This is a genomic window from Streptomyces sp. NPDC085932 (assembly GCF_044540525.1).
In the GTDB taxonomy this organism is placed as follows: Bacteria; Actinomycetota; Actinomycetes; order Streptomycetales; family Streptomycetaceae; genus Streptomyces; species Streptomyces levis.
This window is the reverse complement of record NZ_JBITSJ010000002.1, coordinates 171,925-196,628: the sequence shown is the minus strand read 5'-3', so window position 1 is coordinate 196,628 and position 24,704 is coordinate 171,925. Positions and strand designations below refer to the sequence as shown.

Below are 24,704 nucleotides of genomic sequence, written 5' to 3'. Positions count from 1 at the left end.
GAGTCATGCGCCGCTAGCTCAGTTGGTTAGAGCAGCTGACTCTTAATCAGCGGGTCCGGGGTTCGAGTCCCTGGCGGCGCACCTGTGAAGGGCCTCTCGTGGGAGCGAGGGGCCCTTCGGCGTGTACAGGGGTCAGGGCGCCACGGACGTTTCCCGGTCGACACCGGAGACGAGGTCGCCGTACGGGCCGGAGGCCTGGCCGTAGGCGGTGAGGAAGCCGGCGCAGAACAGGGCGACCACGCCGAGGAACGCGAGCAGGCCGACCGCGGTCATCGCCCGTCGTGCCCGGCTCGGCGCCCGGGTCGTGGCCACGACTCGGCGACCGCCGGTGTAGCGGACCATGACGTAGTCGCCCTCGGTGGTCGTCGCGGGACCGCCGTCCTCCTCGAAGCGGATGACCCGGCCGTCGTGCGCGATGAACTCGTAGACGTGGTGGAGCCCGCCCCACCCCGCCGGGTACGCCCCGAGGCACCGCGCCTCGACCGTCAGCCCGCTGTCCCAGGCGCCGCGGATCCGCCACCAGCACCGCACCACGCGACAGGCCATCCGGACGGCCAGTGCCATGACCAGGCCGGGCACGACACAGAGGATCACGTCCATCGCGCACCCCCTCAGTCGGTGCGCCGACCCCGAGCGGCCGGCGTGGGAGGAACCTACCCACGCCGGCCGCGGCGGTGACTCAAGGGAACCTCAGAGGTTCAGAAGGTGACGTCCGAGCACGCGTAGAACGCGTTGGCCGTGTCGGCGATCGTCCACACCGCGACGATGACGTGCCGGCCGCTGAGCCCGGACGGCAGCCTGCCCGTGTGGGAGAGCGTCTGCGGCGGCCGCTGCCCGTTGTACGGCACCGTGAAGAACGGCGTGAGGTTGAGGTCGGACCGGGACAGGTTGTGGTTCTGGTTCCAGCCCGGCTTGGTGATGTAGTACTTGAAGTCGGTCGTGGCGTGCATGGCCGTGAACTGCCAGCGGAACGTGTAGTTCTGACCGCCCGTCACCTGCGTGGCGGGCCACGCGCCACCGGACGGTGTGCGGGGCGCGCTGAGCTGGCTGAAGTGGCCGACGCCGCCGTTGCATATCTGCCCGTCGGCCGGTCCGGACGCCGGGAAGCCCTTGGGGCCCTCGACGCTCTGCGGTTCCCACTGGATGGAACCGCAGTTGGTCACCGTGCCGTTCTGACAGAGCTTCTGCCGGCTGATGGGGAGGTCGGTGTAGCCGTGACCGCTGGCGCCGCCGGAGGAGAGTACGAGGGCTCCGGTCGTGGCCAGTCCCACCGCGAGTGCGGACAACTTGGTCCTTGTGCGCATGCTGCCGCTCCTGGAGAACGTGGGGGAGTTTCACTGAGGCGTGCAGGTAGGTCTAGACCAAGTCTGAGAGTATGACCGTTAGTTGAACATGTCCATACCAATCACGGACCTGTTTCCCCGCGGCCCGCGCAGAACGCCACCGTCAGGTCCTTCACCAGCGCCTTGCGCTCGTAGTCGTCGAGTTCCACCAGCCCCCGCACGGTCAGCCGGGTCACCGTGTCCTCCACCGAGTCCACGACCGAGCTGAGCACGCTCGCCCGGTGCCGGGCGTCCAGGGCGGCGATCCGGCGGCGGTGCATCGCGGCCGCCACCTCGGGCGCGTACTCGACGCGCAGCGGCTGCACGGAGAACACCTCCAGGCCGACCGGGGCGGCGTCCGACGCCACGAGCCGGGTCAGGGCCTCGGCCCCCGCGTCCCCCGGCCCCTTCCCCCCGCCCGGCGTCTCCACCGGCACCCGGGCCAGGGCCGCCTCCACGCACTCGCGCAGGTACGACTCGTGGTCCTCGACGGCCAGCGTGGCCCGCGCGGTGTCCCGCACCCGCCACACCACCTGCACGACCACCCGCAGCGCGACCCCGCTCGCGTCGGCGGCCGGCAGCGGCTCGCTGCGCCAGTGCCGCAGCCGCACGTCCACCCTGCGGCGCAGCAGCAGCGGGTTGACCCACAGCAGCCCGGAACGCCGCACGGTCCCCCGGTAGCGGCCGAACAGGTCCAGCACCCAGGCCCGGCCGGACCGCCCCCGGGCCAGTCCCCCGAACCCGAACAGGCCGAGGGCGCCGGCGCCCGCGTACGCCGCCCACTGCGCGGGGCCGAGCCCGGCCCCGGCCTGCGCGGGCAGCCGCAGCGCCTCCACGACGAGCGGCGGCAGCAGCCCGGCCCACCAGGAGGTGGCCGCGCACCCGGCCGCCCCGCACGTCCCGGCCAGCACCCCGGCCGCCCCGGGCAGCACGCGCGCCGGCCGCTCGGCCAGGTCGGGGTCGATCTGCGGCACGGGCCGCGGCGCCGCCCCGGCCGCGCGCCGCAGCCGGGGCTGTTCGCCCGTGCCGTGCCTGCGGCTGACCACCGCCGGCCGCAGCGCCACCGTGGCCGGGTCGGGGTCGTCGCGGAACAGCAGGTGGACGGGGATCTCGGTGGTGGCCTCGTTCTGGATGAGCCGGGCGGGCCTGACCGGCCCCTCGACGGGTCCGTCGGGCTCGGACGTGTGGGAAGTGGTCGTACTCATGCGTGCCTCCAGCCTCCGCGCCAGATGCGTCACAACGGTGGTCCCCCGGTGCCGGGCGGGGCCCGGCGGGGGCCTACGAGAAGAGCCGTCGCCAGGTCTCCGGCCCCGGGTAGCCGTCGGCCGCGCCGCCCCGCCAGCCCTGGGTGCGCTGGAACGCCTCCACGGCCCGCCGGTCCGCCTCGCTCCAGCGCGGCCCCGGCCCGACCGCGTAGAACCTGCCGAACCCCTTGCGCACCAGCTGCTTGCCGAGCCGGGTGACGTACGCGTTGTCGGCACCGGGGCGGAACATCGCCCGCCCCGGGTAGCCCGGGACGCCGTGGGAGGACGGCGGCGGCCCCACCGCGCCGCCCTTGACGTCCCTGCCCTCGCCGGTGACCAGCAGCTCCCAGGTGCGCGGGCCGGGCAGCCCGTCCGCGTCGGCACCCGTCCAGCCCTGTGCCAGCTGGAAGGCCCGGGTCGCCCGCCGGTCGGCGTCCGTCCAGCGCGGTCCGGGGCCCGAGGCGTAGGCGCCGCCCGCCCCGCGCGCGACGAGCATGCGGCCGAGCAGTGTGACGTACTTGTTGTGCGCGCCGGGGCCGAAATACGCCGCCCCCGGGAACGGCGTGGCCGCCGGGGCGCCCGGTGTCCCGCCGTCCGGTTCCGGGGCCGGCTCCTCGGGCGTGACGCCCTTGTACCGGTAGGGGACGTACCGGTCGGAGTCGCTCCAGTAGGCGTACGGGGTGGACTGCCGGCGGGTGTGCGGGCGGGTCTGCTCGTAGGCCGTGTAGTGGCTGTGCGAGTCGTCCGTCCAGCCGCCGAAAATCGTGACGTGCGACCCGCTCTCGGGGTCGGCCGCATTGTGGAACAGCAGAATGTCACCCGGCTGGAGTTCCTCCTTGGAAATGGGCTCCGCGTACTGGGCGAGGCTGCCCGTCCATTCGTTCCCGGGCAGCTTCCAGGCCATCGAGACATAACCCGAGCAGTCCTGCCGGTAACCGTCGGACCAGTGGGCGGTCATGCTGTACGGCACTTTCGCGGCGACCCAGGTCTTCGCCCGGTCGATGATCTCCGTGCGGGTGAGGGCGGACGGCTTGCGGGCGAGGGCCGGCCGACCGCCCGGGCCGTGCAGCGGCGTCCGGTCACCCTGGGGGGTGTCGCGCTCCTCACCTGCGGGAACACCCGGCCGGTGGGGGGCGTGCGGGAGGGCGGCCGCGGCCGGCGCGGCGTGTCCGGCGCCGAGGGCGGCGGACGCCACCGCCGCCAGGGCGAGAGCCCGGTGGGCGGCCGGGTGCGCGGTGGTGCGGCCGGCCGGGGAATGCGGCAGGACGCGCCGCCAGTGGGCACAGCCGGGGCAGTCGCAGTCGCTCGCGGGGTCGAATTCCTCGAATACCGGAGACTCCATGCGATTCCCCTCACACTTCCGGCGGAAAACGCGGTGCCCGTGGACGTCCGGGCGCGCGTCGCCAGTTTCGCAACTGTCTTCCGCACGCGCATGCTGACGGTCCGAATGATGTACGCGGCCCCCTCCCGGGGGACCCTGCGGACCACGGGAGGGTGGTCGGGAGCACCCCCGCGCGTCCTGTAGAGTTGCGACGTCAGCAGGCGCCGCTAGCTCAGTTGGTTAGAGCAGCTGACTCTTAATCAGCGGGTCCGGGGTTCGAGTCCCTGGCGGCGCACCGACCGGAAGGCCTCTCGGGAACGAGGGGCCTTCTTGCGTGCCCGGGGGCCGCGATCCCCGGGCGTTTTCCTGGCCGGAACCTTTCTCTGGCCGGAACCGGGGCCACCGCACGTTTGGCCGGATACCCTCTCGCCATGGCAGCGCGAGACCTTCAGGAGCGGATCAAGAAGCTCATCATCGATCGCAGGCTGGCCTCCGGGGCCCCGCTGCCGACCGAGCCCGAGCTGATGGAGTACCTCGGCGCGAGCCGGAACTCGGTCCGCGAGGCGCTGAAGGCGCTCCAGGCGATGGGCATCGTCGAGATCCGGCACGGCTTCGGCACCTACGTCGGCCCGATGTCCCTGGCCCCGATGATCGAGGGCCTCGCCTTCCGCACGGTCGCCGGACACTACCGGGGCGAGGACTCGCTGCTCCAGCTGCTCGAACTGCGCGAGGCCGTGGAGACCGGCCTGGCCTCCCGGCTCGCGGGGCGGATACCGCCGCAGGACCTCGTTGAACTGGACGCGCTCGTCGGCCGTATGGAAGAGCAGGCCGCGCAGGGAGCCGGCCTCGCGGAGACCGACCGCGCGTTCCACGCCACCCTCTACCGGGGGCTGGACAACGTGCTGCTGAGCGAGGTCCTGGAGGCGTTCTGGGACGCCTTCCACCGGGTCAGGACCGACCTGGGGGGCGTGCCGCAGGACCCGAGGGTGACCTGCCGGCAGCACCGGGAGATCCTGGACGCGGTGCGGTCCGGCGACGGGATGCGGGCGGAGGAGGCCATAAGGGAACACTTCGGCAACATCCGCGCCCGCCTGTCCACAACGGCTCCGCAGGGTCCCCACAGGCGCCACAATGAACGCGTATGACCGGTAAACACCGCGTTTCGCATCTTGCGATCATGATGAACGTCATAGAACCCTGGTTTTCTCGTTTTTCAAGATGCTGCGGTTTCGCGGCAGTTGGGGGGATTCGGAACCGGTTGCGGACTGCGCGGGGGTAGGGGCCCCGTTCATGAAGGGATGCCGAGGGGGGCATCATGCAACCGGAAGGTCGCGTTGCCGTGTCTATAGGGTGTGGATGACGTGGTGACTGCGACCCACCACTGATACGTCTGTGAAGGTCGAGGGGGACCGCAGCAGACGGTAGGAAGCGACGAAACACGCGGCGGTCCGCGTGTGGGGGGATGACTCATGACGTCGAGGCCCACGGGTGCCCGGCAGGAAAACGACCCGTCCCAGACGACCCAGCTGAGGGTGCCGTCTCACCGGATGAGCACCACGGGGACGTTCCGGCGGATCAAGAAGACGCTGCCGAGATACGACTACGAGCACTACAGCCGGCTCGCGGGTCCCCTCACCCAGCCCGATCCGAGCAAGCCGTACAAGGTGCAGTACCGCTCGCTCATCTCGCAGGAGCCGCACCGCATCCGGGTCGCCCTGATGCTGGCCGCCGCCCCGGTGCTGTCGCTGGTGCTGCTGTTCTGGCTGCTCCAGCCCGAGCACTGGACCGAGCGCGACTACCCGGCCTTCGACTGGCTGCCGGCGCTCGACATGGTGATGCTCGTCTCGATCGGCCTGATCGAGTTCTTCCGCTGCATGAACGTGCTGTCCAACGCGCACGCCACGCTGGTCGCCCGGGACCCGATCCCGGTGGTGCCCGAGGTCGGCACCAGAGTGGCGTTCCTCACCTCCTTCGTGCCCGGCAAGGAGCCGCTGGAGATGGTGACGAAGACCCTGGAGGCGGCCGTCAGGATCCGCCACCGGGGCCTGATGCACGTCTGGCTGCTGGACGAGGGCGACCACCCCGAGGTGAAGGCGGTCTGCGAGCGCCTCGGCGTGCACCACTTCTCCCGCAAGGGCGTCGCGAAGTGGAACCAGGCCAAGGGCCCGCACCGCGCCAAGACCAAGCACGGCAACTACAACGCGTGGCTGGAGGCGCACGGCGACGACTACGACTTCTTCGCCTCGGTCGACACCGACCACGTGCCGCTGCCCAACTACCTCGAGCGGATGCTCGGCTTCTTCCGCGACCCGGACGTCGGCTTCGTCATCGGCCCGCAGGTCTACGGCAACTACGACTCGTTCGTCACCAAGGCCGCCGAGTCGCAGCAGTTCCTCTTCCACGCCCTGATCCAGCGCGCGGGCAACCGCTACGGCGCCCCGATGTTCGTCGGCACGTCCAACGCGGTGCGCATCAAGGCGCTCAAGCAGATCGGCGGTCTGTACGACTCGATCACCGAGGACATGGCGACCGGCTTCGAGATCCACCGCCACAAGAACCCGGCGACGGGCAACAAGTGGCGCTCGGTGTACACCCCGGACGTGCTCGCCGTCGGTGAGGGCCCCAGTGCCTGGACGGACTTCTTCACCCAGCAGATGCGCTGGTCGCGAGGGACGTACGAGACGATCCTCAAGCAGTACTGGAAGGGCTGGTACTCGCTGCCGCCGAGCAAGCTCTTCAACTACACGATGATGATCATCTTCTACCCGATGTCCGCCCTGAACTGGATCCTGGCCGCGCTGAGCTGCTGCCTGTTCCTGGGTCTGGGCGCCTCGGGTGTGAACATCGACCCGGCCGTGTGGCTGATGCTCTACGGCAACGCCTCCGCCCTGCAGATCGGGCTGTACGTCTGGAACCGCCGCCACAACGTCTCGCCGCACGAGCCGGAGGGCTCCGGCGGTGTGGCCGGCATGGTGATGTCGGCGCTGTCGGCGCCGCTGTACGCCAAGGCGCTGATCGACTCCGCGCTGCGCCGCAAGAGCAAGTTCGTGGTCACGCCCAAGGGCGACTCCGCGAGCCCCGACCGCTGGTTCGGCACGTTCCGCTACCACTGGTACTTCATCCTGATCTTCGGCGGGTCGATCGCGGCCGGCTTCGTCTTCGGCCACTCGCACCCCGCGATGATCATCTGGGCGACGTTCGCCATGCTGATCACGGCCACGCCCATCTTCGCCTGGCGCTGGCAGATGAAGCAGGACGCCAAGAAGCCCGCCGCTCCCTCCGGGGAGCCGCCGCAGGACTCTGCGGGCCCGCACCGGACGCAGCCGCTGCCCGTCCCGCAGCAGCACGCGCCGCACGCCCCGCAGCACAAGCCCACGTGGGCCGCGACCCCGGGCGCACACGGGGAGGTCGGGGGAACCGACCAGACCATGCAGATCGCCCTTGGTGGACTTGGGGGACGTAAGGAATGAACGACCGTGCAGGCCGCCGCCGGGCCCGTCGACTCGCGATCGGCACGGCGGTGGTACTCGCGCTGGCCGGGATGAACGGGCCGTGGCTCTACCGCTTCAGCACCGAGAAATACCACCAGTACAAGATCAACAAGCCGGAGTACAAGGCCGCGAACGGCAAGTGGGAGATCATCGAGTTTCCCGAGGAGTACCGGCAGAACACCATCCACGCGGCGCTGCTGCGCACCGGCAAGGTGCTGCTCGTCGCGGGGTCGGGCAACAACCAGGACAACTTCGACGCGAAGAAGTTCGACACCCGGATCTGGGACCCGGTCAAGGGCACCATCAAGAAGGTGCCCACGCCCAGCGACCTGTTCTGCACCGGCCACACCCAGCTCGCCAACGGCAACCTGCTGATCGCGGGCGGCACCAAGCGGTACGAGAAGCTCAAGGGTGACGTCACCAAGGCCGGCGGCCTGATGATCGTCCACAACGAGAACCCGGACAAGCCGATCACGCTGCCCGCCGGCACGAAGTTCACGGGCAAGGAGAACGGCAAGACGTTCGTCTCCAAGGACCCGGTGCTGGTGCCGCGCGCCAAGAAGGTCTTCGACAAGGCGACCGGCAAGTTCCTGCGCAACGACCCCGGCCTGGGCCGGATCTACGTCGAGGCGCAGAAGCGGGGCAAGAAGTTCGAGACGGGCACGCAGGACAACTACCGCGTGCACGGGCTGAAGGGCGCCGACGCCAAGAACACCTACGGCATCGCGCAGAAGCTCGCCCTGGACAAGAAGGACTTCCAGGGCATCCGGGACGCCTTCGAGTTCGATCCGGTCGCCGAGAAGTACATCAAGGTCGACCCCATGAAGGAGGCCCGCTGGTACCCGACGCTCACCACCCTGAGCGACGGGAAGATCCTCAGCGTCTCCGGCCTGGACGACATCGGCCAGCTGGTCCCAGGCAAGAACGAGGTCTTCGACCCGAAGACCAAGAAGTGGACCTACACGGACAAGGTCCGGCAGTTCCCGACCTACCCGGCGCTGTTCCTCATGCAGAACGGCAAGATCTTCTACTCGGGTTCCAACGCGGGCTACGGACCGGACAACGTGGGGCGCGACCCGGGCGTGTGGGACGTGGACACCAACAAGTTCACGAAGATCCCCGGTCTGAGCGACCCCAAGCTGATGGAGACGTCCGGCACGGTGCTGCTGCCGCCGGCGCAGGACGAGAAGTACATGGTGATCGGCGGCGGTGGCGTCGGCGAGTCCCAGCAGTCCAGCGAGAAGACCCGGATCGTCGACCTGAAGAAGCCGAACCCGAGCTTCGTGGACGGCCCGTCCCTGGACAAGGGCACCCGCTACCCGAACGCCTCGGTCCTGCCGGACGACAGCGTGCTGATCTCCGGCGGTTCGGAGGACTACCGGGGCCGCGGCGACTCCAACATCTTCGAGGCGCGGCTCTACGACGCGGAGAAGAACGAGCTCAAGCGGGTCGCCGACCCGCTGGTGGGCCGCAACTACCACTCCGGTTCGATCCTGCTGCCCGACGGCCGCGTGATGGTCTTCGGCTCCGACTCGCTCTACGCCGACAAGGCCAACACCAAGCCGGGCAAGTTCGAGCAGCGCATCGAGATCTACACGCCGCCCTACCTGTACGGCGACGCCGACCGGCCCTCGCTGTCGGGCGGGCCGAAGACCATCGAGCGCGGCGGCACCGGGACCTTCACCTCGGCGGACGCCTCGAAGGTCGAGAAGGTGCGGCTGATCCGGCCGAGCGCCGCCACGCACGTCACGGACATCGACCAGCGGTCCATAGCGCTGGACTTCGAGGCGTCCGGCGACAAGCTGACGGTGACCGTGCCGGAGAACCGGAACCTGGTCCAGGCCGGGTGGTACATGCTCTTCGTGACGGACGCCCAGGGCACGCCGAGCAAGGCGCAGTGGGTCAAGGTGCCGTAGCCGAACGGCGAAAGGGGCGCCCTCCGGCCGGGAGGGCGCCCCTTTCGCGTGTCTGGCCGGGGGTACGTCAGCCGCTGGCCTTCGCCAGCTTCAGGGCGTAGTCCTCCCACCACTGGCCCGCCTTCGGGCCGCCCTTGCACTCGCCGTCCGACTCGCCGGGCCGCTTGACCCACAGGTACGCGTCGACCAGCGGGTCCGCCGTCCTGGTCGTCGGTGTCTCGCCCAGCGCGCGGCCGGGCGGGTTGCACCAGCGCTCGTCCGGGTTGCCCTGGGTGTAGGGGCCCTTGCCGTTGCGGCTGGTGTCGATGACGAAGTGCTTGCCGCCGACCTTGGCGGAGAGCTGCTTGCCGTAGGCGATGGAGTCCTGCGTGGAGTAGAAGTTCGAGACGTTGACCGAGAAGCCGTCGGCCTGCTCGATGCCGGCACGCTGCAGCGGCTCGAAGATCTGGTCGGGGTTCTGCCAGCCCGCGTTGCCCGCGTCCAGGTAGACCTTCGTGTTCTTCAGGGACTTCAGCTTGGCGACGGCGCCCTTGAGCAGGTCGTAGCGCTCCTCGTGGAACTGCTCCGGGGTACAGCCGTCGACGAGGTGGAGCAGGGCGTCGGGTTCCAGGACGACCGTGGCCGGGCGGTCGGCGATGCCCGCCGCCACGCCGTCGAGCCAGGCCCGGTAGGCGTCGCCGTCGGCGGCGCCGCCCTGGGAGTACTGGCCGCAGTCGCGGTGCGGGATGTTGTAGAGGACGAGCAGGGCCGTACGGCCGGCCTTGTCGGCGGCCTCGGTGAAGCCCCGGGTCTGCTCCTCGGGGTCGTCCGGGCCGACCCACTCGGCGACCGGCTGCTCGGCGATCTTGCGGATCTGCTCGGCGTCCTGCTTCTTGCCGGCCTTCTCCAGGGCGGCGACCTGCCGGGCCGCCGTGCCGTTCGGATTGACCCAGAACGGGGCGGTCTCCTTCGGCTGCTGGGTGATGCCGGCGCCCGCGTCGGTGCCCGGGTCCGAACCCTCGTCGCCCCCGTCGCCGTCCGAACATCCCGTGATCAGCAGTGCCGCCCCCAGCACCACCGCGGACACCCGCCTCCCCGCGCGTGTCCCGACCCCCCTGCTGCCGTACATCCAGCTCCCCCTTGGGTGCAGCGTTCCGAGGCTCAATCCTGACATACGTCCCGCAGCGGCCACGAGGCGAACCCGACCTGCGCGGATGACGCAGCGCCACCGTGCCGGGACTTGGCGTCATTCAACCTCTAGGCCCGGGCGGTCCTTTGGTTCTAGAGTCTTTCCTGCAGGGCCCGGCCTGCGGCCAGAGATTCACCCACCGTGCCTCCCGTGACCTCCCGCGCAGCTCGCCGGGTTACTCCCGCAGCCCGTGCGCGCGTGGTCGAGGCCGGCCCGGTCGGCGGCTTCAGGGGGAGCGGGTCGCCGACCGGGTCGGGAGGGCCGTGCGCGTCGACCGGACGGGCCGCTACAGGCCGGTTCCCGTCAGATAGGCCGAGACGACCACGTTCGCCGTGTAGCTGCGCGTCGTACGGTCGAAGCTGCCGCCGCAGGTGACCAGCCGCAGCTCGGCCCGGCCCGACTCGCGGGGACCGTAGGCCTGGTGGGCGTCGAAGCGGTCGCGGGTGAGGACCTGGACGGACTCGACGGTGAACTCGGCGACCTTGGCGTCCGCCCGGATCACCCGGATCGTCTGGCCCGGCCGCATGGCACTGACCTTGTAGAAGACGGCCGGGCGGGTGTCGGTGTCGACATGGCCGACCAGCAGCGCGGTGCCGGGCGCCCCGGGCGCCGCGCCGCCGGCGTACCAGCCGACCACGCCCGGCTGGTCGTAGGGCGGTGGATCGAGCGCCCCGCGTGCGTCCAGGCCGCGGGCGACCACGGGCGCCTGGACGCCGAGGCCGGGGATGTCGACGCGCTGGGGCAGCGCGTCGGTGAGGGGGCGGTGGGCGGCGGGCAGTTTCACGTCGGGGGGCCGGCCGGCCGCCGCCATGTCGCCCGTGGTGGGGGCGGATATGCCGTGCCGCACGTCGGTGACCTCGCGGCCCCACAGCCACAGCCCCAGCAGCAGCACGACCCAGGCCACACCGGCCAGCAGACGGCCGGTGCCCGCGGGGCGCCCGTGTTCCTGGTCGAACATGGTCAGTCCGTTCCACGGCTCCGGCGGGCCCCGCCCAGCGCGACCACCATGGCGGCCACGCCGGCGAGCACCAGGCCGGTCACACCCTGCGCGGTACCGGGCCCGGCCCCGCGCTCCTCGGCGGCGACGAGATCGGCGGCACCGCCACCCCCGGCCCGGACGGGAGCGACGGGAGACGCGGGCGCACCGGGCCGGAGACCGGCGCTCCCCTGCTCCTCGCCCTCGTGCCCGGCATCAGGATCAGGAGGAGCGGACTGCCCGTCGCCACCGGGGACGGGCGGAACGCCGCCGGTCCCGGAAGCAGGGAGGACCTCTCCGATGCCGGGGGCAGGCGGGATCTCGCCGGTCTCGGGGGCGGGCCGGAGCCCGCCCGTGCCGGACGGAGCCCCGCCGGTCCCCGGGGCGGAGGGCCGGGCGTTCGTCCGGACGGTCAGCGTGCCGGTCCGTTCCGTGTCGCCGCACCTGACCCGCACGGTGTACGTGCCCGGCGCGAGCGTGGAGCGGACGCGGCTGTCGCCGGTGAGCTCGTGCGCGGTCTCCGCGACGGTCAGCCGGGCGTCCGTGACCAGCGCGGGCGAGGCGGCGACGGCCGTGCGCCGGGCGCAGCCGGTCACGCGGAGCGTGATGTCCGTGCCGGGCGCGGCGGTCGCCGGGGATACCGAGACGCTCGCCGCCTTCCCCGCTCTCCCCGTCGCCCCCTTCTCCCCCGCGTCCCCCGTGTCCGCCGCGTACGCCGCCGGCGTCAGGGCGGCCGCGGCCAGGACAGCCGTACAGACCGTGACTCTCAAGGAACCCATCGTGAACCTCCAGATGCCTGGAGCCTCCCCCGCGCGGCCGGTCCCCGCATCCGCAGTGCCGCGGTGGCTGCTCCGTACGGGTGGCGACGGGTTTGAGGGCGGCGGGGCATGCCGCCGAAGGGGTCAGACGCGTTCGACGAGGTCCGCGATCGAGTCCACGATGTGCGACGGCCGGTACGGGAAGTTCTCGACCTGGTCGGGCCGGGTCAGGCCGGTGAGCACCAGGAACGTCTGCATCCCGGCCTCGATGCCGGCCAGCACGTCGGTGTCCATGCGGTCGCCGATCATCGCGCTGGTCTCGGAGTGCGCCCCGATGGCGTTCAGACCGGTGCGCATCATCAGCGGGTTGGGCTTGCCCGCGAAGTACGGCTTCTTGCCGGTGGCCTGGGTGATCAGCGCGGCCACCGCGCCCGTCGCGGGGAGCGGGCCCTCGGTGGACGGGCCGGTCTCGTCCGGGTTGGTGGCGATGAACCGCGCGCCGCCGAGGATCAGCCGGACCGCCTTCGTCATGGCCTCGAAGGAGTACGTGCGGGTCTCACCGAGGACGACGTAGTCCGGCTCGTGGTCGGTGAGGATGTAGCCGATGTCGTGCAGCGCGGTGGTCAGACCGGCCTCGCCGATGACGTACGCCGATCCGCCCGGCCGCTGGTCGTCCAGGAACTGGGCGGTGGCCAGCGCCGAGGTCCAGATGCTCTCGATCGGCACGTCCAGGCCCATGCGGGTCAGCCGGGCGTGCAGGTCGCGCGGGGTGTAGATCGAGTTGTTGGTGAGCACCAGGAAGGGCTTGCCCGACTCGCGCAGCTTCTTGAGGAAGGCGTCGGCTCCGGGGATCGGTACGCCCTCGTGGATGAGCACACCGTCCATGTCGGTGAGCCACGACTCGATGGGCTTGCGGTCTGCCATGTGCGGGGTCTCCTGCCGTACGCGGTCCAGCCTGCGCCCCAGCCTATGAGGTGGCGGGATCTTGCGGAACGGTCCGCCGGCCGCGTCCCGACTGGCGGGACGGGCGGCCCGTCCGCGTGCCGGACCGGCGGGTCAGGAGCGTCGGCGGCGGAGGAGGAGCAGTGCCCCACCCCCGATGAGCAGCCCGGCCGCGGTGGCCGTGGCGACCTGGACGCCGGTCCCGGTGCGGGCGAGTTCCTCGGCGAAGGGGAAGCGGTCCTCGCGGGGCGGGACGGAGGCGTCGGAGTCGGGGCGCGGCTCGGTGCCGGTGCCCGGCTCCTCGCCCTCGATGCGGAAGCGGTAGTCGTTGGACTGCCCCACCCAGTCGCCGTCGTCGTCGTGCCGCTGCACGACCGCGGCGTTGGCGGTCACGTCGTTGGGTGCGGCGTCGGAGGTGACCGCGAGCCGCACCTTCACGCTGACGGTCTCGCCCGGCCCGACGGTGAACCCGCCGAAGCGGTCCTCCTCGCCGGTGAACGCCCCGACGAGTTCGTCCTCGCCGGTCTTCTCGAACCGCACGGGGTGGGCGCGCGCCCCCTCGAAGAACTCCAGCCGGGGCTGGGACGGCTCCAGCGCACGCCGGTCGTCGACGAGCACGACGACGGGGTGGATGGCGGAGCAGGTCCGGTCGGTCGTGTTGGTCAGGTCGAGATACCAGGTCCCGAAGCCGCCCCCGGACGTGTAGGTGTCCGGCCCGCCGCGCAGGCGGGTGGTGAGCGGGAAGGTGTGGTCGTCGGGCGCGGCACAGGCGGGCGCCGGGTCCTCGGCGTACGCCGGGGCGGCACCCGCGAACAGGGCGGCGGCTGCCGCCGCCAGGCAGAGACGAGCAGGCGTGCAGAGTCGCATGATGACGTGACATTGCCGCCGGAGGCCGAAGGGAAGTCGACCGGGCCGCGAAGCACCCCGAACGGCGGCGCGAATCCGCCCGCTCGGCGGACAGGGCGGGGCGGTCGATCGGCGGACAGGGCGGGGCGGTGAGTCGATTCCTATCCGTCGCCCCGTCCGAAGACCGGGCCCAGCACCAGCTGGGCCGCCCCCACCGCAACGGCTCGTCCGCCCCCCGGCGCGAGCCGTACCGGCACGGCGTCCTGGCCCGTTCGCCGGGCCCGCTCCGTGAGGACCGCCCCTACCCCGCGGAGGAACGGCTCCGGTGCCGCGGCCACCGTGCGGCCGCCCAGCAGGACCACGTCGATGTCGAGCAGACCCACGAGGTTCGCCGCCCCGGCGCCGAGGATCCGTGCCGCCTCCTCGATGTCGCCGCGCGCCACCGCCCCGAGGGACAGGGCCTCCACACAGCCGCGGTTGCCGCAGGTGCACGGCGGGCCGTCGAGCTGGATCACCTGGTGGCCGAACTCCCCCGCGCCCGTCCTGGCCCCCCGGTGCACGCTGCCGCCGAGCACCAGCCCGGCGCCCAGTCCCGTCCCGAGGTGCAGATACGCGAAGGAGCCGCCCTCGCCGTCCACGGCCAGGCCGAGAGCCGCGGCGTTGGTGTCCTTGTCGACCACGACCGGCACACCGAGCCGCCCGGCCAGAGCCTCGCGCAGGGGGAACCCGTCCCACTCGGGGAATCCCGTCACCCGGTGCAGCACGCCCCGCCCGTGATCGAGTGGCCCGGGCAACGCGACCCCGGCCCCCAGCAGAGCCGGCCCGCTCCCGCTCCACGCCGCGCCCGGTGACGCCGCGTCCGGCGCGCCCGGCGCCGTCCCGTCGCCCCTGCCCGGCAGCGTCCTGCCCGGCAACGCCCCGTCCGACGCCCCGGCCGGTCGCCCACCCGTCACGACCCCCGCCACCGCCTGCGTCACCGCACCCAGCACGGCCTCCGCCCCGGCCCCGAGATCCAGCGGGGCCCGCCGCTCCCCGACCACGGCCCCCCGCAGGTCGACGAGGACGACCCGCAGTTCGTCCCGGTCCAGGTGGACCCCGACCGCGTGCCCGGCCTCCGGCACCAGGCGCAGGACGGTCCGCGGCTTGCCCCCGGTCGACGCCCGCCGCCCCGCCTCCGCCGCGAGCCCGTCCTCCCGCAGCCGGGCCGTGATCTTGCTGACGGCCTGCGGGGTGAGCCCGGTCCGCTCGGCCAGTTCCAGCCGGCTGATGCCCTCGGCTCCGGCCGTCCGCAACAGGTCCAGCACCAGTGCCGCGTTGTGGCTGCGCAGGGCGAGCAGATTCACCCCGGACCCGAACCCGGATCCGGCCCCCGTGCCGGGCCTGGTCCCGCGCATGCCCACCGCTCCGGTCGTACCGTCGTTCGCCCTGTTCACGCCCTCCATTGTCCTCGGCGCTTGCACTTTGGCAACAGCGTTGCGAAAGTGGACGGCATGACTGGCACACCCCTCGGCACAGCCCCCGGCTCACCCCTCCGCGTCGGCCTCGTCGGCTACGGCCTCGCCGGCTCCGTCTTCCACGCCCCGCTGATCGCCGCCACCGAGGGCCTCGCCCTCGACACGGTGGTCACCTCGAACCCCGAGCGGCAGCAGCAGGCCCGCGCCGAGTTCCCGGACGTGCGCCTCGCCGCCTCCCCGGACGAGCTGTTCGCACGGGCCGCCGAGCTCGACCTGATCGTCGTGGCGTCCCCGAACAAGACGCACGTGCCGCTCGCGACCACCGCCCTTGAGGCCGGCCTCCCGGTCGTGGTCGACAAGCCCGTCGCCGGCACGGCCGCCGAGGCCCGCGCGCTCGCCGCCCTCGCCGAGGAGCGCGGCCTGCTCCTGTCCGTCTTCCAGAACCGCCGCTGGGACAACGACTTCCTGACCCTGCGCAAGCTGCTGGCCGACGGCGAGCTGGGCGACGTCTGGCGGTTCGAGTCCCGCTTCGAGCGCTGGCGGCCGAAGCCGAAGGGCGGCTGGCGCGAGTCCGGCGACCCCGCGGAGATCGGAGGTCTCCTCTACGACCTGGGCAGCCATGTCGTCGACCAGGCCCTGGTCCTCTTCGGCCCGGCCGCCTCCGTGTACGCGGAGACGGACGTCCGCCGCCCGGGCGCCGAGACGGACGACGACACGTTCATCGCGATCACGCACGCCGGCGGCGTCCGCTCCCACCTCTACGTCTCCGCCACGACCGCCCAGCTCGGCCCCCGCTTCCGCGTCCTGGGCTCGCGCGCGGGTTACGTCAAGTACGGTCTCGACCCCCAGGAGGCGGCCCTGCGCGACGGCCGGCGTCCCGGCCCGGACTGGGGTGCCGAGCCCGAGTCGCTGTGGGGGCGCGTGGGCGCCGGCGAGTCCCCGGTGACGGGCGGCGGCCGCCCCGAACCGACCCTCCCGGGCGATTACCCCGCTTACTATGCGGCCGTGGCGCAGGCCCTGCTGGCGGGCGCCCCCAACCCGGTGACCGCGCTGGAGGCGGCCGCCGCCCTGGACGTACTGGAGGCGGCCCGTCGTTCGGCCCGCGAGAAGACGGTGGTGACGCTGTGACGCACAAGAACCCGCACGGTTCCTCGCACAACCAGGAGCTCACCCCGAAGTTCCACCCGGAACTCACCCCGAGCCTGGAGGAGCTGGAGAAGGAGGAACGCCGCCTGGTGTTCCGCCAGTTCACCCATGACGACGCCTGGGCGCTCGGCTCGCTCCTCGTGGAGCTGGCCCGGGAGCGGCAGGCCCCGGTCGCCATCGACATCCACCGGTCCGGACAGCAGCTCTTCCACGCGGCGCTGCCCGGCTCGACCCCCGACAACGACGCCTGGATCGCCCGCAAGCGCCGGGTCGTCGAGCGCTACGGCTCGGCCTCCTACCTGGTCGGCGCCCGTTTCCGCGCCAAGGGCAGCACGTTCGAGGAGTCCTCGCGCCTCGACCCCGACACCTACGCGGCGCACGGCGGTTCCTTCCCGATCACCGTGGAGGGCGTGGGCGTGATCGGCGCGGTGACGGTGTCCGGCCTGCCGCAGCTCCAGGACCACCGGCTCGTGGTCGAGGCCCTGGAGCGATTCCTCGACCGTTAGCCCCCGTCCGGAATCATCACCGGCCCCCTCCGGTTGGCACCTGCGTACGCGTGATCAAGCAAGGCGCCCGCCGGAGGGATCCGAACAGATGAGCACTCCCGTGAAGGAAGCGGTCGGCAGGTACGGGATCTGGAGCGTGGGACTGCGCTCGGAGGAGCCGGACCGCCGCGGCGAACTGGCCGAGGCCGCCGCCGAACTGGAGGAGCTGGGCTTCGGCGCCGTGTGGCTGGGCGGCAGCAGCTCCGCCGCCCATGCCGTCCCGCTGATCGAGGCGACCTCCACGCTCACCGTCGGCACCAGCATCCAGAGCATCTGGCAGCACGAACCGGACGCGTCCGGCGCGGCGTTCGCCGAGCTGGAGTCGGCCCACCCCGGCCGTTTCGTGCTGGGCCTCGGTGTCAGTCACGCCCGGCTCGCGGAGCAGTACCGCCGCCCGTACTCGGCGCTCGTCTCCTATCTGGACGGCCTGGACGCAGCCGGCGTGCCCGTGGACCGCCGGGCCCTGGCCGCGCTCGGCCCCAAGAGCCTGAGGCTCACGCGCGACCGGGCGGCCGGGACGATCCCCTACCTGGTCACCCCCGAGCACACCGCCCACGCCCGCGAGGTCCTGGGCGAAGGGCCGCTGCTCGCCCCCGAGCTGGCGGTGGTGCCGGAGACGGACCCGGTCCGGGCCCGCGCCCTGGCCCGGGAGTTCCTGGAGTTCTACCTCTCCCTGCCCAACTACACGAACAACTTCCTCCGGCACGGCTTCACGGAGGAGGACCTGAAGGACGGCGGCAGCGACCGTCTCGTCGACGCCCTGTTCGCCTGGGGCGACGAGACCGCCGTCCGCGCCAGGATCGACGCCTTCTTCGAAGCGGGCGCGGACCACGTGGCCCTCCAGGTGATCGACGGGGAGCCGCGCGACGCCCTCCCGCGCAAGACCTGGCGTGACCTGGCGGCGCTGCTCCTCGGCTGACGCCCCGTGCCGTCCGGCCCGCTCAGCCCCCGGCGATCTGACGGACGTAACTGACCCCGTCCAGCCGCAGGTTCTCGAAGGTGTATCCGTAGCCGGCGTCGAATGCGTCGATCGACCAGTGCTCGTACGCGATGGGGCCGCCGGGCACGTACAGGGTCAGGGACGTGCCCTCGGCCACCGCTGTCCCCTCCAGCACGGTGCCGCTGTTGAAGAGGAGACTCACTCCGCCGTCCCCGGAGAAGCGGATCTTGTCGAAGCGCGCGGCGGTCCCGTCCCCGTCCCACTCGCCGACCAGTTCGCTCGGAACGGAGCCCTCCGGTGCGTCGGACGTCGGTGACGGCGGCTCCGGTTCGGGTGGCGGGGACGGCTCCTCGGTGTCATCTGCCGTCTTCGTGGGCGATGGGGTCCCGGTGAACGGCGGTGGTTCGGTGGTCTCGTCCGTCGCCCCGCTGGACGCCGGAGGCCCGGGCGGAGAGGAGTCCCCGGAACCTCCGCCGCATCCCGCGACGATCACTGCCACCAGCATGGCTCCGGCGAGGGTGCGCACACGTGAGAACGTCATGGTCGAGCCCTCTCTGCTCGCGGAAGGTGCGGAACGGCTCTACTCGGCAACCACGAAACGGAGCCGGCGCCGGGGACGCGAAGCCGTCCCCCGTCTGCGGCCGCGCAGTTCCTGGACGACGGCCACGAGCACGGTCAGCCCCCAGGCGACCGAGAACACGGCCAGCTGGTCCTCCGAGCCCAGCGCCAGCCAGCTGATCCCCAGCCCGGCCAGGGTGATGCCGGCGGCCGCGAGCAGGGCCGAGTGCCGTGGGAGGCCCAGGGTCCGGATCAGGCACAGCGCGGCGAGGACCAGGACCGGCACGGCCAGGACCGGCATCGGTTCGTGCCCCGTGTAGTCCACGCTGACCATGGCCGAGGCCGGCTCGTACTGCCCGTCGTACCCCTCCTCGAAGACGGTGTTGCCGGAGGGGTCCTCGCTCAGCTGGTAGTACTCCTCGTACAGGGTGCCGTAGTAGTACAGAGGGCCGTCGAAGTCGTCCTCGGACACGTAGGTGTAGTCGCTGTCGTCGACCGCCGCCCCGGCGGTGACACCGGCGAGGACCAGGGCGCCGGCGCCCCACCACAGAAGGGTGGAGGTCAGGGGCAGCCAGCGGAAGGCGGCCAGCCCGAGCACGGCGACCAGCGTCAGCGGTACGGCGTGGTCGCTGCCCGGGTACACGTCCTGGTGGCCGGCGAGGACCAGGGCGGAGACCGCGATGCCCAGCAGCGCCAGGACACGGTTCCCGGCTGGGAGGCGACGCCGTCTCCGCGCCGGCTTCTCCTCGGCGCGGTCGGTCCGGTCGGGGTCGGTGCCGGTCACCGCGGTGGGGGCGGCCGGTGTCCGACCGCTCGGGGTGGCCGCCTCGCCCGGGGCACCGGGAGGCATCGGGGGCGGGGGAGCCGACTGCTTCGGCGTCGACGCGGCCTGGGTCTGCTGCTCGGCGAGCATCGTCCGGCCGGGACCCGCGGCGCCCGCGGCGAACGGCGGAGCAGGGGCAGGGGTAGGAGTAGGAGATGGGGACGGAGAGGAAGCGGGGGTGGGAGGGGTAGCCGGAGTCGGAGGCGTAGCGGGAGTCGGAGGCCTAGCGGGAGTCGGCGGGGGCGCTGTCCCCGCCGCGGCCAGGGCCCGTCGCATCTCGGCCATGTCGGCGAAGCGTTGCTCACGGTCCTTCGCCAGCGCTCGCAGGACCACGGCGTCGACCGCCGCCGGGATCTGCGGCCGCGCCCCGGACGGGGCGACGGGCTCCTTGCTGATGTGCTGGTGCATCACCGCGAACGGGGAGTCGCCGCTGAACGGCGGTCTGCCCGTGAGCAGTTCGTACAGCAGGCAGCCCGTGGCGTACTGGTCGGAGCGACCGTCGACCGCTCCGCCCGTCAGCTGCTCCGGTGACAGGTAGGCGGGGGTCCCGACCGTCATACCGGTCGCGGTCAGGCGGGTGGTGGTCTCCGCGACCACTTTGGATATCCCGAAGTCCAGGACCTTGATCCCGCCGTCGGAGGTCAGCATGACGTTGGACGGCTTGATGTCCCGGTGCACGAGGCCCTGACCGTGGCTGTGCGCGAGGGCCTCGGCGATGCCCTGGCCGACATCCAGGGCCCGTTCGACCGTGAACGGGCCCTCGGCCAGCGCGTCCGCCAGAGTGCGGCCGTCGATGAACTCCATGACGAGGAACGGAGTCGTCTCTCCGTCCGTGACGTCCTCACCGACGTCGTGCAGGACGGCGACGTTGCGGTGGCTGAGCGAGGCGACCGTACGGGCCTCCCGCCGGAAGCGGGCCCGGAACTCCTCGTGCCGGGTCAGCTCCGGCGGCAGGAGCTTCACGGCGACCACGCGGCCGAGCTCCCGGTCCACGGCGCGCCAGACCAGGCCCATGCCGCCCCGTCCCGCTTCTTCGATCAGCTCGTACCGCTCCGCCAGCACCCGCACGGCGCTCCCCCCGTTCAGCGGCCGGGGTGCGCCCCCTGCGCAACAGCCGCGTACTTCGGGCGCGCCGGGAATCAGCTCACCCGCCCGCCAACCGTACTGGCTGATTTCCACACATTGGGCGCCATGCATGGCCGAAAAGGAGCGCGCGTATGACGCGCGCTCCCATCGTGCTCGACTGCGCTGGGGGCGCACTTCCGGCCGTCATCCGCGCGCCGCGCGCCGTGCGCCGCGCGCCGCCCGGTGCGGCTGCCGCTGCCGCTGCCGCTGGGGGCGGTCGGCAACCTCCCGCCCGACGGGCGACCTCCCGCCCGACAGGCGACCCCCGGCCGACAGGCGAACCCCGCCCGTCAGGCGTCCTTGAACTCCTGCCGCTGCCGCCCCAGTCCCTCGATCTCCAGCTCCACCACGCCCCCGGCCCGCAGGAACGGCTTCGGCTCGGGCGCCCCGAGCGCCACTCCCGCCGGCGTCCCGGTGTTGATCACATCGCCCGGGTACAGCGTCATGAACCGGCTGAGGTACCGCACGACCTCGCCCACGGAGAAGATCTGCTCGGCCGTCGTCCCGTCCTGCTTGAGCTCCCCGTTCACCCACAGCTTCAGGGAGAGGTCCTGCGGGTCGGCCACCTCGTCCGCCGTCACCAGCCAGGGCCCCAGCGGGTTGAACGTCTCGCAGTTCTTCCCCTTGTCCCAGGTGCCGCCCCGCTCGATCTGGAACTCCCGCTCGGACACGTCGTGCGCCACGGCGTACCCGGCGACGTGCGCCAGCGCCTCCTCGGCCGACTCCAGGTACCGGGCCGTACGTCCGATCACCACGGCCAGCTCGACCTCCCAGTCCGTCTTGAGGGCCCCGCGCGGCACGAGGACGGTGTCGTTCGGACCGACGACCGTGTCGGGCGCCTTCATGAAGACGACGGGCTCGGCGGGCGGCTCGGCGCCCGTCTCCCGGGCGTGGTCGTGGTAGTTCAGCCCGATGCAGACGATCTTGCCGATCCGGGCCAGCGGCGGCCCGATCCGCAGCCCCGTGGCGTCGAGTACGGGCAGCTCACCGGCGTCGGCGGCGGCCCGGAGGCGGCCGAGTGCCTCGTCGTCGGCGAGCAGCGCGCCGTCGATGTCCGCGACGACACCCGACAGGTCCCGCAGGGTCCCCTCGGCGTCGAGCAGCGCGGGGCGCTCCGCTCCCGCCGTACCGACTCGCAGCAGCTTCATGATCAATCTCCCTCGATCGCGGGCGCCCGGCCGATGCGCGCGACCCGGATGCGGCGGGGCAGCCATCGGAGGACTGGTCGATCCTCCAAGCTCGGTGTTCGCTCCGCAATACCCCGTTCACGGACTGGACCGCTCCCCCACCGCCCGGCTGTCGGCACAGAGGCCCGGCCACCGGCACAGAGGCCCGGCCACCGGCACAGGCGCCCGGCTACCGGCACAGAGGCCCGGCTACCGGTACAGCACGGCCCGCTCGACCACGCTCCACGTCGTACTGGTCACCACGTACAGGGCGGCGGCCAGCGGCACCACGGCCACGGTCACGAGCGTGAAGAACGACAGGAACGGCATCGCCCTGGTCACCGCGCCCAGCCCCGGCACCTGCGGGCCCTCGGCGGCAGGGACGACCGGGTTGGCGGCCATCATGCGCTTGCTCAGGCGGTAGCCGAACGCGGCGACGCAGGCCACGACGGCGAACAGCCCGGCGTACACGAGTCCCGCCCCGCCGAGGAGCCCGCCCTGGAGCGCGTCGGTCCACCGTCCGCCCAGTGGCGCGGCGAACAGTTCGTGTCCGAGCAGTTCGTTGGCCCGCCCGCCGATCGTGTCGCTGGAGAACAGGTGGTACAGCACGAAGAACGCGGGCACCTGGAGCAGCCCGGGCAGGAGACCGGCCAGCGGGGACACCTTCTCCTCGGCGTGCAGCTCCAGCACGGCCCGCTGGAGCTTCTCCGGGTTCTTCCCGTGCTTCCTCCGCAGCTCGGCGATCTTCGGCTGCAGCGCGATCCGGGCCTTCTGACCACGCGCGGCGGCCCGGGACAGGGGGTGGACGAGGAGTCGTACGAGCGCGGTGAACAGGACGATCGCGGCGGCGGCAGCGGACGCGCCGAACAACGGCTGGAGCAGGTCGGCGAGTCGCTCGACCAGGGTGGCGAAGACGGACATGGGTGAGCCCTCCGGGGGTCTCGTCGTGCCGGATTCGGGACAGGCGGCATGACGACCCGCGCGGGATCGACCCCGTGGAGGCCGTGGAAACTCGTGGACTCCCTGGGGATTCCCTACGCGACGGTCGCCCGGAGGGCGTGACCGGGTGCGCGGGGACGGGTGCGCCCCCGGGCGTCGGGATCGCGCTGGGGCAGGAAGGCCGTACGGCGGTCGCGGTCGCGGATGGCCGTACGGACCCGGGTGCGCGGCACGGCGGGCGCGCAGCGCGAGGCGACGACGGCGCACAGCGTCAGCGCGGCCGAGGCCGTGGCGGTCGTGGCGAGGGCGACGGTGGCGGTGAGGCCGCCTCCGTCGAGCAGCGCCACCTGGACGATCAGGAGGAGCAACGCGAGAGCGGGACGCAGCGTGGTCCAACCGCGGTTCACCGGCCGCCCCTCCTCCCGTACGCGTGTGTGTCCTGCTGTCGGTTATACAGGATCGCCCTCCCGCACGGACCCGGCACTTCATACACGGGTTTGAGAAACCCTCGTCCGAACTCTCGACAACCCACCCGCCACACCCGATGCTTCTCGATGCCACCACCTCGCTTGCCATGAACGGGACAAGCCGGCGGGACAAGAGGCGAGCCGCCCCGACGACTCTCTGGGCCCGAATCCCTTACGGAGGAGCCGTGATCCGACGCAGATCCCTGCTGGCCGCAGCAGGGGGTACGTTCCTCGGCAGTGCCCTGGCGACGGGCACCGCGCACGCGGACGCCACGATCGCCGTCAACCCGTCGACTACGTACGGCACCTGGGAGGGCTGGGGCACCTCCCTGGCCTGGTGGGCCAACGTCTTCGGCGCCCGGGACGACTTCGCGGACCTGTTCTTCACCACCAAGTCGGTGACGTACAACGGCAGGTCCCTCCCCGGCCTGGGCCTGAACATCGCCCGCTACAACCTGGGCGCGTGCAGCTGGAACAGCGTCGGCGGCGAGACCATGGTGGAGTCGCCCAACATCCCCGGCTTCAAGCAGATCGAGGGCTTCTGGCAGGACTGGAACAACGAGGACCCCGCCTCCTCGGCCTGGAAGTGGACGGCGGACGCGAACCAGCGCGCGATGCTGGTCAAGGCGGTCCAACGGGGCGCGGTCACCGAGCTGTTCGCCAACTCGCCGATGTGGTGGATGTGCAGCAACCACAACCCCTCGGGCGCGGCCGGCGGCGGCAACAACCTCCAGACCTGGAACTACCGCCAGCACGCCTCCCACCTGGCGGCGACGGCGCGGTACGCGCGCGACAACTGGGGCGTGAACTTCGCGACGGTCGACCCCTTCAACGAGCCGGCCTCCACCTGGTGGACCGCGACCGGCACGCAGGAGGGCTGCCACATGGACCCGGCGGTCCAGGCGGCCGTCCTGCCCCACCTGCGCAGCGAGCTGGACAAGCGCGGCCTGACGGCCGTCCGTATCGCCGCCTCGGACGAGACGAACTACGACACGGCCCGCTCCACCTGGGCCTCCTTCAACTCCTCGACCAAAGCCCTCGTCTCCCAGGTCAACGTGCACGGCTACCAGGGCTCGGGCGGCCGCCGCGATCTCCTCCACACGGACGTGGTGACGACGTCCCGCAAGAAGCTGTGGAACTCCGAGACCGGCGACAGCGACGGCACCGGCCTGACCATGGCGTCCAACCTCTGCTACGACTTCCGCTGGCTGCACCCCACGGCGTGGTGCTACTGGCAGGTCATGGACCCGTCGACGGGCTGGGCGATGATCGCCTACGACGCGAACACCCTCCAGCCGACCACCGTCCAGACCAAGCACTACGTCCTGGCCCAGTTCAGCCGCCACATCCGCCCCGGCATGACGATCCTGGACACGGGGGTGAGCTACGCGGTCGCGGCGTACGACGCACCATCCCGCCGTCTGGTCGTGGGGGGGGGGGGCACCGCCCCCCCCCCCCCCCCCCCCCCCCGCGGCCCCCCCCCCCGCCCCCCCCCGGCGCGGGGGGGGGGGGGGGGGGGGCCCCCGCGGGCCCCGGGGCCCACGGGGGGGGGCGGCC

General features: G+C 72.1%; 22 protein-coding genes and 2 tRNA genes. 9 read left to right on the top strand and 15 right to left on the bottom strand.

Annotated features, from left to right (window positions below; genetic code table 11):
• The first annotated feature begins 7 nt into the window (after positions 1–7).
• Positions 8–81 (top strand) — tRNA-Lys (locus tag ACIGAQ_RS10120).
• A 51-nt stretch (positions 82–132) separates the two neighbouring features.
• On the opposite strand, the gene ACIGAQ_RS10115 is transcribed toward ACIGAQ_RS10120, so the two are convergent.
• The 4 genes from ACIGAQ_RS10115 to ACIGAQ_RS10100 all read right to left on the bottom strand — a co-directional run bounded on the left by ACIGAQ_RS10115 (position 133) and on the right by ACIGAQ_RS10100 (position 3,908).
• The gene (locus ACIGAQ_RS10115) at positions 133–600 is read right to left on the bottom strand and encodes a hypothetical protein (protein WP_399781049.1); all 468 of its coding nucleotides are present in this window, start codon (positions 598–600) and stop codon (positions 133–135) included.
• 98 nt (positions 601–698) lie between these two features.
• Positions 699–1,304: a lytic polysaccharide monooxygenase gene (locus tag ACIGAQ_RS10110; protein WP_311688089.1), complete on the bottom strand. Its 606-nt coding sequence runs from the start codon at positions 1,302–1,304 to the stop codon at positions 699–701.
• A gap of 101 nt (positions 1,305–1,405) precedes the next feature.
• Positions 1,406–2,527 carry an SPFH domain-containing protein gene (locus ACIGAQ_RS10105; protein ID WP_399781046.1) on the bottom strand — a complete coding sequence of 374 codons (1,122 nt, stop codon included), beginning with the start codon at positions 2,525–2,527 and terminating at the stop codon, positions 1,406–1,408.
• Between the two features lie 73 nt (positions 2,528–2,600).
• Positions 2,601–3,908: a peptidoglycan-binding protein gene (locus tag ACIGAQ_RS10100; protein WP_399781043.1), complete on the bottom strand. Its 1,308-nt coding sequence runs from the start codon at positions 3,906–3,908 to the stop codon at positions 2,601–2,603.
• 200 nt (positions 3,909–4,108) lie between these two features.
• On the opposite strand from ACIGAQ_RS10100, the gene ACIGAQ_RS10095 reads away from it, so the two are divergent.
• The 4 genes from ACIGAQ_RS10095 to ACIGAQ_RS10080 all read left to right on the top strand — a co-directional run bounded on the left by ACIGAQ_RS10095 (position 4,109) and on the right by ACIGAQ_RS10080 (position 9,294).
• Positions 4,109–4,182 (top strand) — tRNA-Lys (locus ACIGAQ_RS10095).
• Between the two features lie 136 nt (positions 4,183–4,318).
• Positions 4,319–5,032 carry a FadR/GntR family transcriptional regulator gene (locus ACIGAQ_RS10090; RefSeq protein WP_399781040.1) on the top strand — a complete coding sequence of 238 codons (714 nt, stop codon included), beginning with the start codon at positions 4,319–4,321 and terminating at the stop codon, positions 5,030–5,032.
• Positions 5,033–5,356: 324 nt separating this feature from the next.
• Complete coding sequence (locus ACIGAQ_RS10085) at positions 5,357–7,357, top strand: glycosyltransferase family 2 protein (protein ID WP_399781037.1); 2,001 nt, start codon at positions 5,357–5,359, stop codon at positions 7,355–7,357.
• Entirely contained in the window at positions 7,354–9,294 is a 1,941-nt protein-coding gene (locus ACIGAQ_RS10080) for a kelch motif-containing protein (RefSeq protein ID WP_311688084.1), read from the top strand. Before ACIGAQ_RS10085 ends, ACIGAQ_RS10080 begins: the two co-directional genes overlap by 4 nt.
• Before the next feature lie 67 nt (positions 9,295–9,361).
• On the opposite strand, the gene ACIGAQ_RS10075 is transcribed toward ACIGAQ_RS10080, so the two are convergent.
• The 6 genes from ACIGAQ_RS10075 to ACIGAQ_RS10050 all read right to left on the bottom strand — a co-directional run bounded on the left by ACIGAQ_RS10075 (position 9,362) and on the right by ACIGAQ_RS10050 (position 15,378).
• Positions 9,362–10,402 carry a glycoside hydrolase family 6 protein gene (locus ACIGAQ_RS10075; RefSeq protein WP_311688083.1) on the bottom strand — a complete coding sequence of 347 codons (1,041 nt, stop codon included), beginning with the start codon at positions 10,400–10,402 and terminating at the stop codon, positions 9,362–9,364.
• A gap of 346 nt (positions 10,403–10,748) precedes the next feature.
• The gene (locus ACIGAQ_RS10070) at positions 10,749–11,420 is read right to left on the bottom strand and encodes a class F sortase (RefSeq protein ID WP_311688082.1); all 672 of its coding nucleotides are present in this window, start codon (positions 11,418–11,420) and stop codon (positions 10,749–10,751) included.
• A 2-nt stretch (positions 11,421–11,422) separates the two neighbouring features.
• Positions 11,423–12,217, bottom strand: coding sequence for a hypothetical protein (locus ACIGAQ_RS10065; protein ID WP_399781032.1), 795 nt, complete (start codon positions 12,215–12,217; stop codon positions 11,423–11,425).
• A 123-nt stretch (positions 12,218–12,340) separates the two neighbouring features.
• Positions 12,341–13,120, bottom strand: coding sequence for an HAD-IIA family hydrolase (locus ACIGAQ_RS10060; protein WP_311688080.1), 780 nt, complete (start codon positions 13,118–13,120; stop codon positions 12,341–12,343).
• A 132-nt stretch (positions 13,121–13,252) separates the two neighbouring features.
• Positions 13,253–14,005 carry an LPXTG cell wall anchor domain-containing protein gene (locus tag ACIGAQ_RS10055; protein ID WP_399781028.1) on the bottom strand — a complete coding sequence of 251 codons (753 nt, stop codon included), beginning with the start codon at positions 14,003–14,005 and terminating at the stop codon, positions 13,253–13,255.
• 140 nt (positions 14,006–14,145) lie between these two features.
• A complete protein-coding gene (locus tag ACIGAQ_RS10050) occupies positions 14,146–15,378 on the bottom strand; it encodes an ROK family protein (protein WP_399783100.1) in 1,233 nt (410 codons plus the stop codon).
• A 96-nt stretch (positions 15,379–15,474) separates the two neighbouring features.
• On the opposite strand from ACIGAQ_RS10050, the gene ACIGAQ_RS10045 reads away from it, so the two are divergent.
• The 3 genes from ACIGAQ_RS10045 (at position 15,475) to ACIGAQ_RS10035 (ending at position 18,048) form a co-directional block, all read left to right on the top strand.
• On the top strand, positions 15,475–16,566 hold the full coding sequence (locus ACIGAQ_RS10045; protein ID WP_399781025.1) for a Gfo/Idh/MocA family oxidoreductase: 1,092 nt from the start codon (positions 15,475–15,477) through the stop codon (positions 16,564–16,566).
• Positions 16,563–17,090: a heme-degrading domain-containing protein gene (locus tag ACIGAQ_RS10040; protein WP_399781022.1), complete on the top strand. Its 528-nt coding sequence runs from the start codon at positions 16,563–16,565 to the stop codon at positions 17,088–17,090. The genes ACIGAQ_RS10045 and ACIGAQ_RS10040 overlap by 4 nt, the downstream gene beginning before the upstream one ends.
• Positions 17,091–17,178: 88 nt before the next feature.
• Positions 17,179–18,048 carry an LLM class F420-dependent oxidoreductase gene (locus ACIGAQ_RS10035; RefSeq protein ID WP_399781019.1) on the top strand — a complete coding sequence of 290 codons (870 nt, stop codon included), beginning with the start codon at positions 17,179–17,181 and terminating at the stop codon, positions 18,046–18,048.
• A gap of 22 nt (positions 18,049–18,070) precedes the next feature.
• Here ACIGAQ_RS10035 and ACIGAQ_RS10030 read toward each other — a convergent pair whose 3' ends face one another.
• The 5 genes from ACIGAQ_RS10030 to ACIGAQ_RS10010 all read right to left on the bottom strand — a co-directional run bounded on the left by ACIGAQ_RS10030 (position 18,071) and on the right by ACIGAQ_RS10010 (position 23,087).
• Positions 18,071–18,610 (bottom strand): hypothetical protein, encoded by a 540-nt coding sequence (locus ACIGAQ_RS10030; RefSeq protein ID WP_399781016.1) that lies wholly within the window; start codon positions 18,608–18,610, stop codon positions 18,071–18,073.
• Positions 18,611–18,649: 39 nt separating this feature from the next.
• Positions 18,650–20,518, bottom strand: a complete 1,869-nt coding sequence (locus ACIGAQ_RS10025) for a protein kinase (RefSeq protein ID WP_399781013.1) — start codon at positions 20,516–20,518, stop codon at positions 18,650–18,652.
• 347 nt (positions 20,519–20,865) lie between these two features.
• Positions 20,866–21,723, bottom strand: a complete 858-nt coding sequence (locus ACIGAQ_RS10020) for a fumarylacetoacetate hydrolase family protein (protein WP_399781010.1) — start codon at positions 21,721–21,723, stop codon at positions 20,866–20,868.
• Between the two features lie 228 nt (positions 21,724–21,951).
• On the bottom strand, positions 21,952–22,662 hold the full coding sequence (locus tag ACIGAQ_RS10015) for a YidC/Oxa1 family membrane protein insertase (protein ID WP_399781007.1): 711 nt from the start codon (positions 22,660–22,662) through the stop codon (positions 21,952–21,954).
• Positions 22,663–22,775: 113 nt separating this feature from the next.
• Positions 22,776–23,087: a DUF6412 domain-containing protein gene (locus ACIGAQ_RS10010; RefSeq protein WP_399781004.1), complete on the bottom strand. Its 312-nt coding sequence runs from the start codon at positions 23,085–23,087 to the stop codon at positions 22,776–22,778.
• Between the two features lie 245 nt (positions 23,088–23,332).
• Here ACIGAQ_RS10010 and ACIGAQ_RS10005 point away from each other — a divergent pair.
• Positions 23,333–24,704 (top strand): beta-1,6-galactanase (locus ACIGAQ_RS10005; protein WP_399781001.1); only part of this gene is annotated, 1,372 nt, incomplete at its 3' end.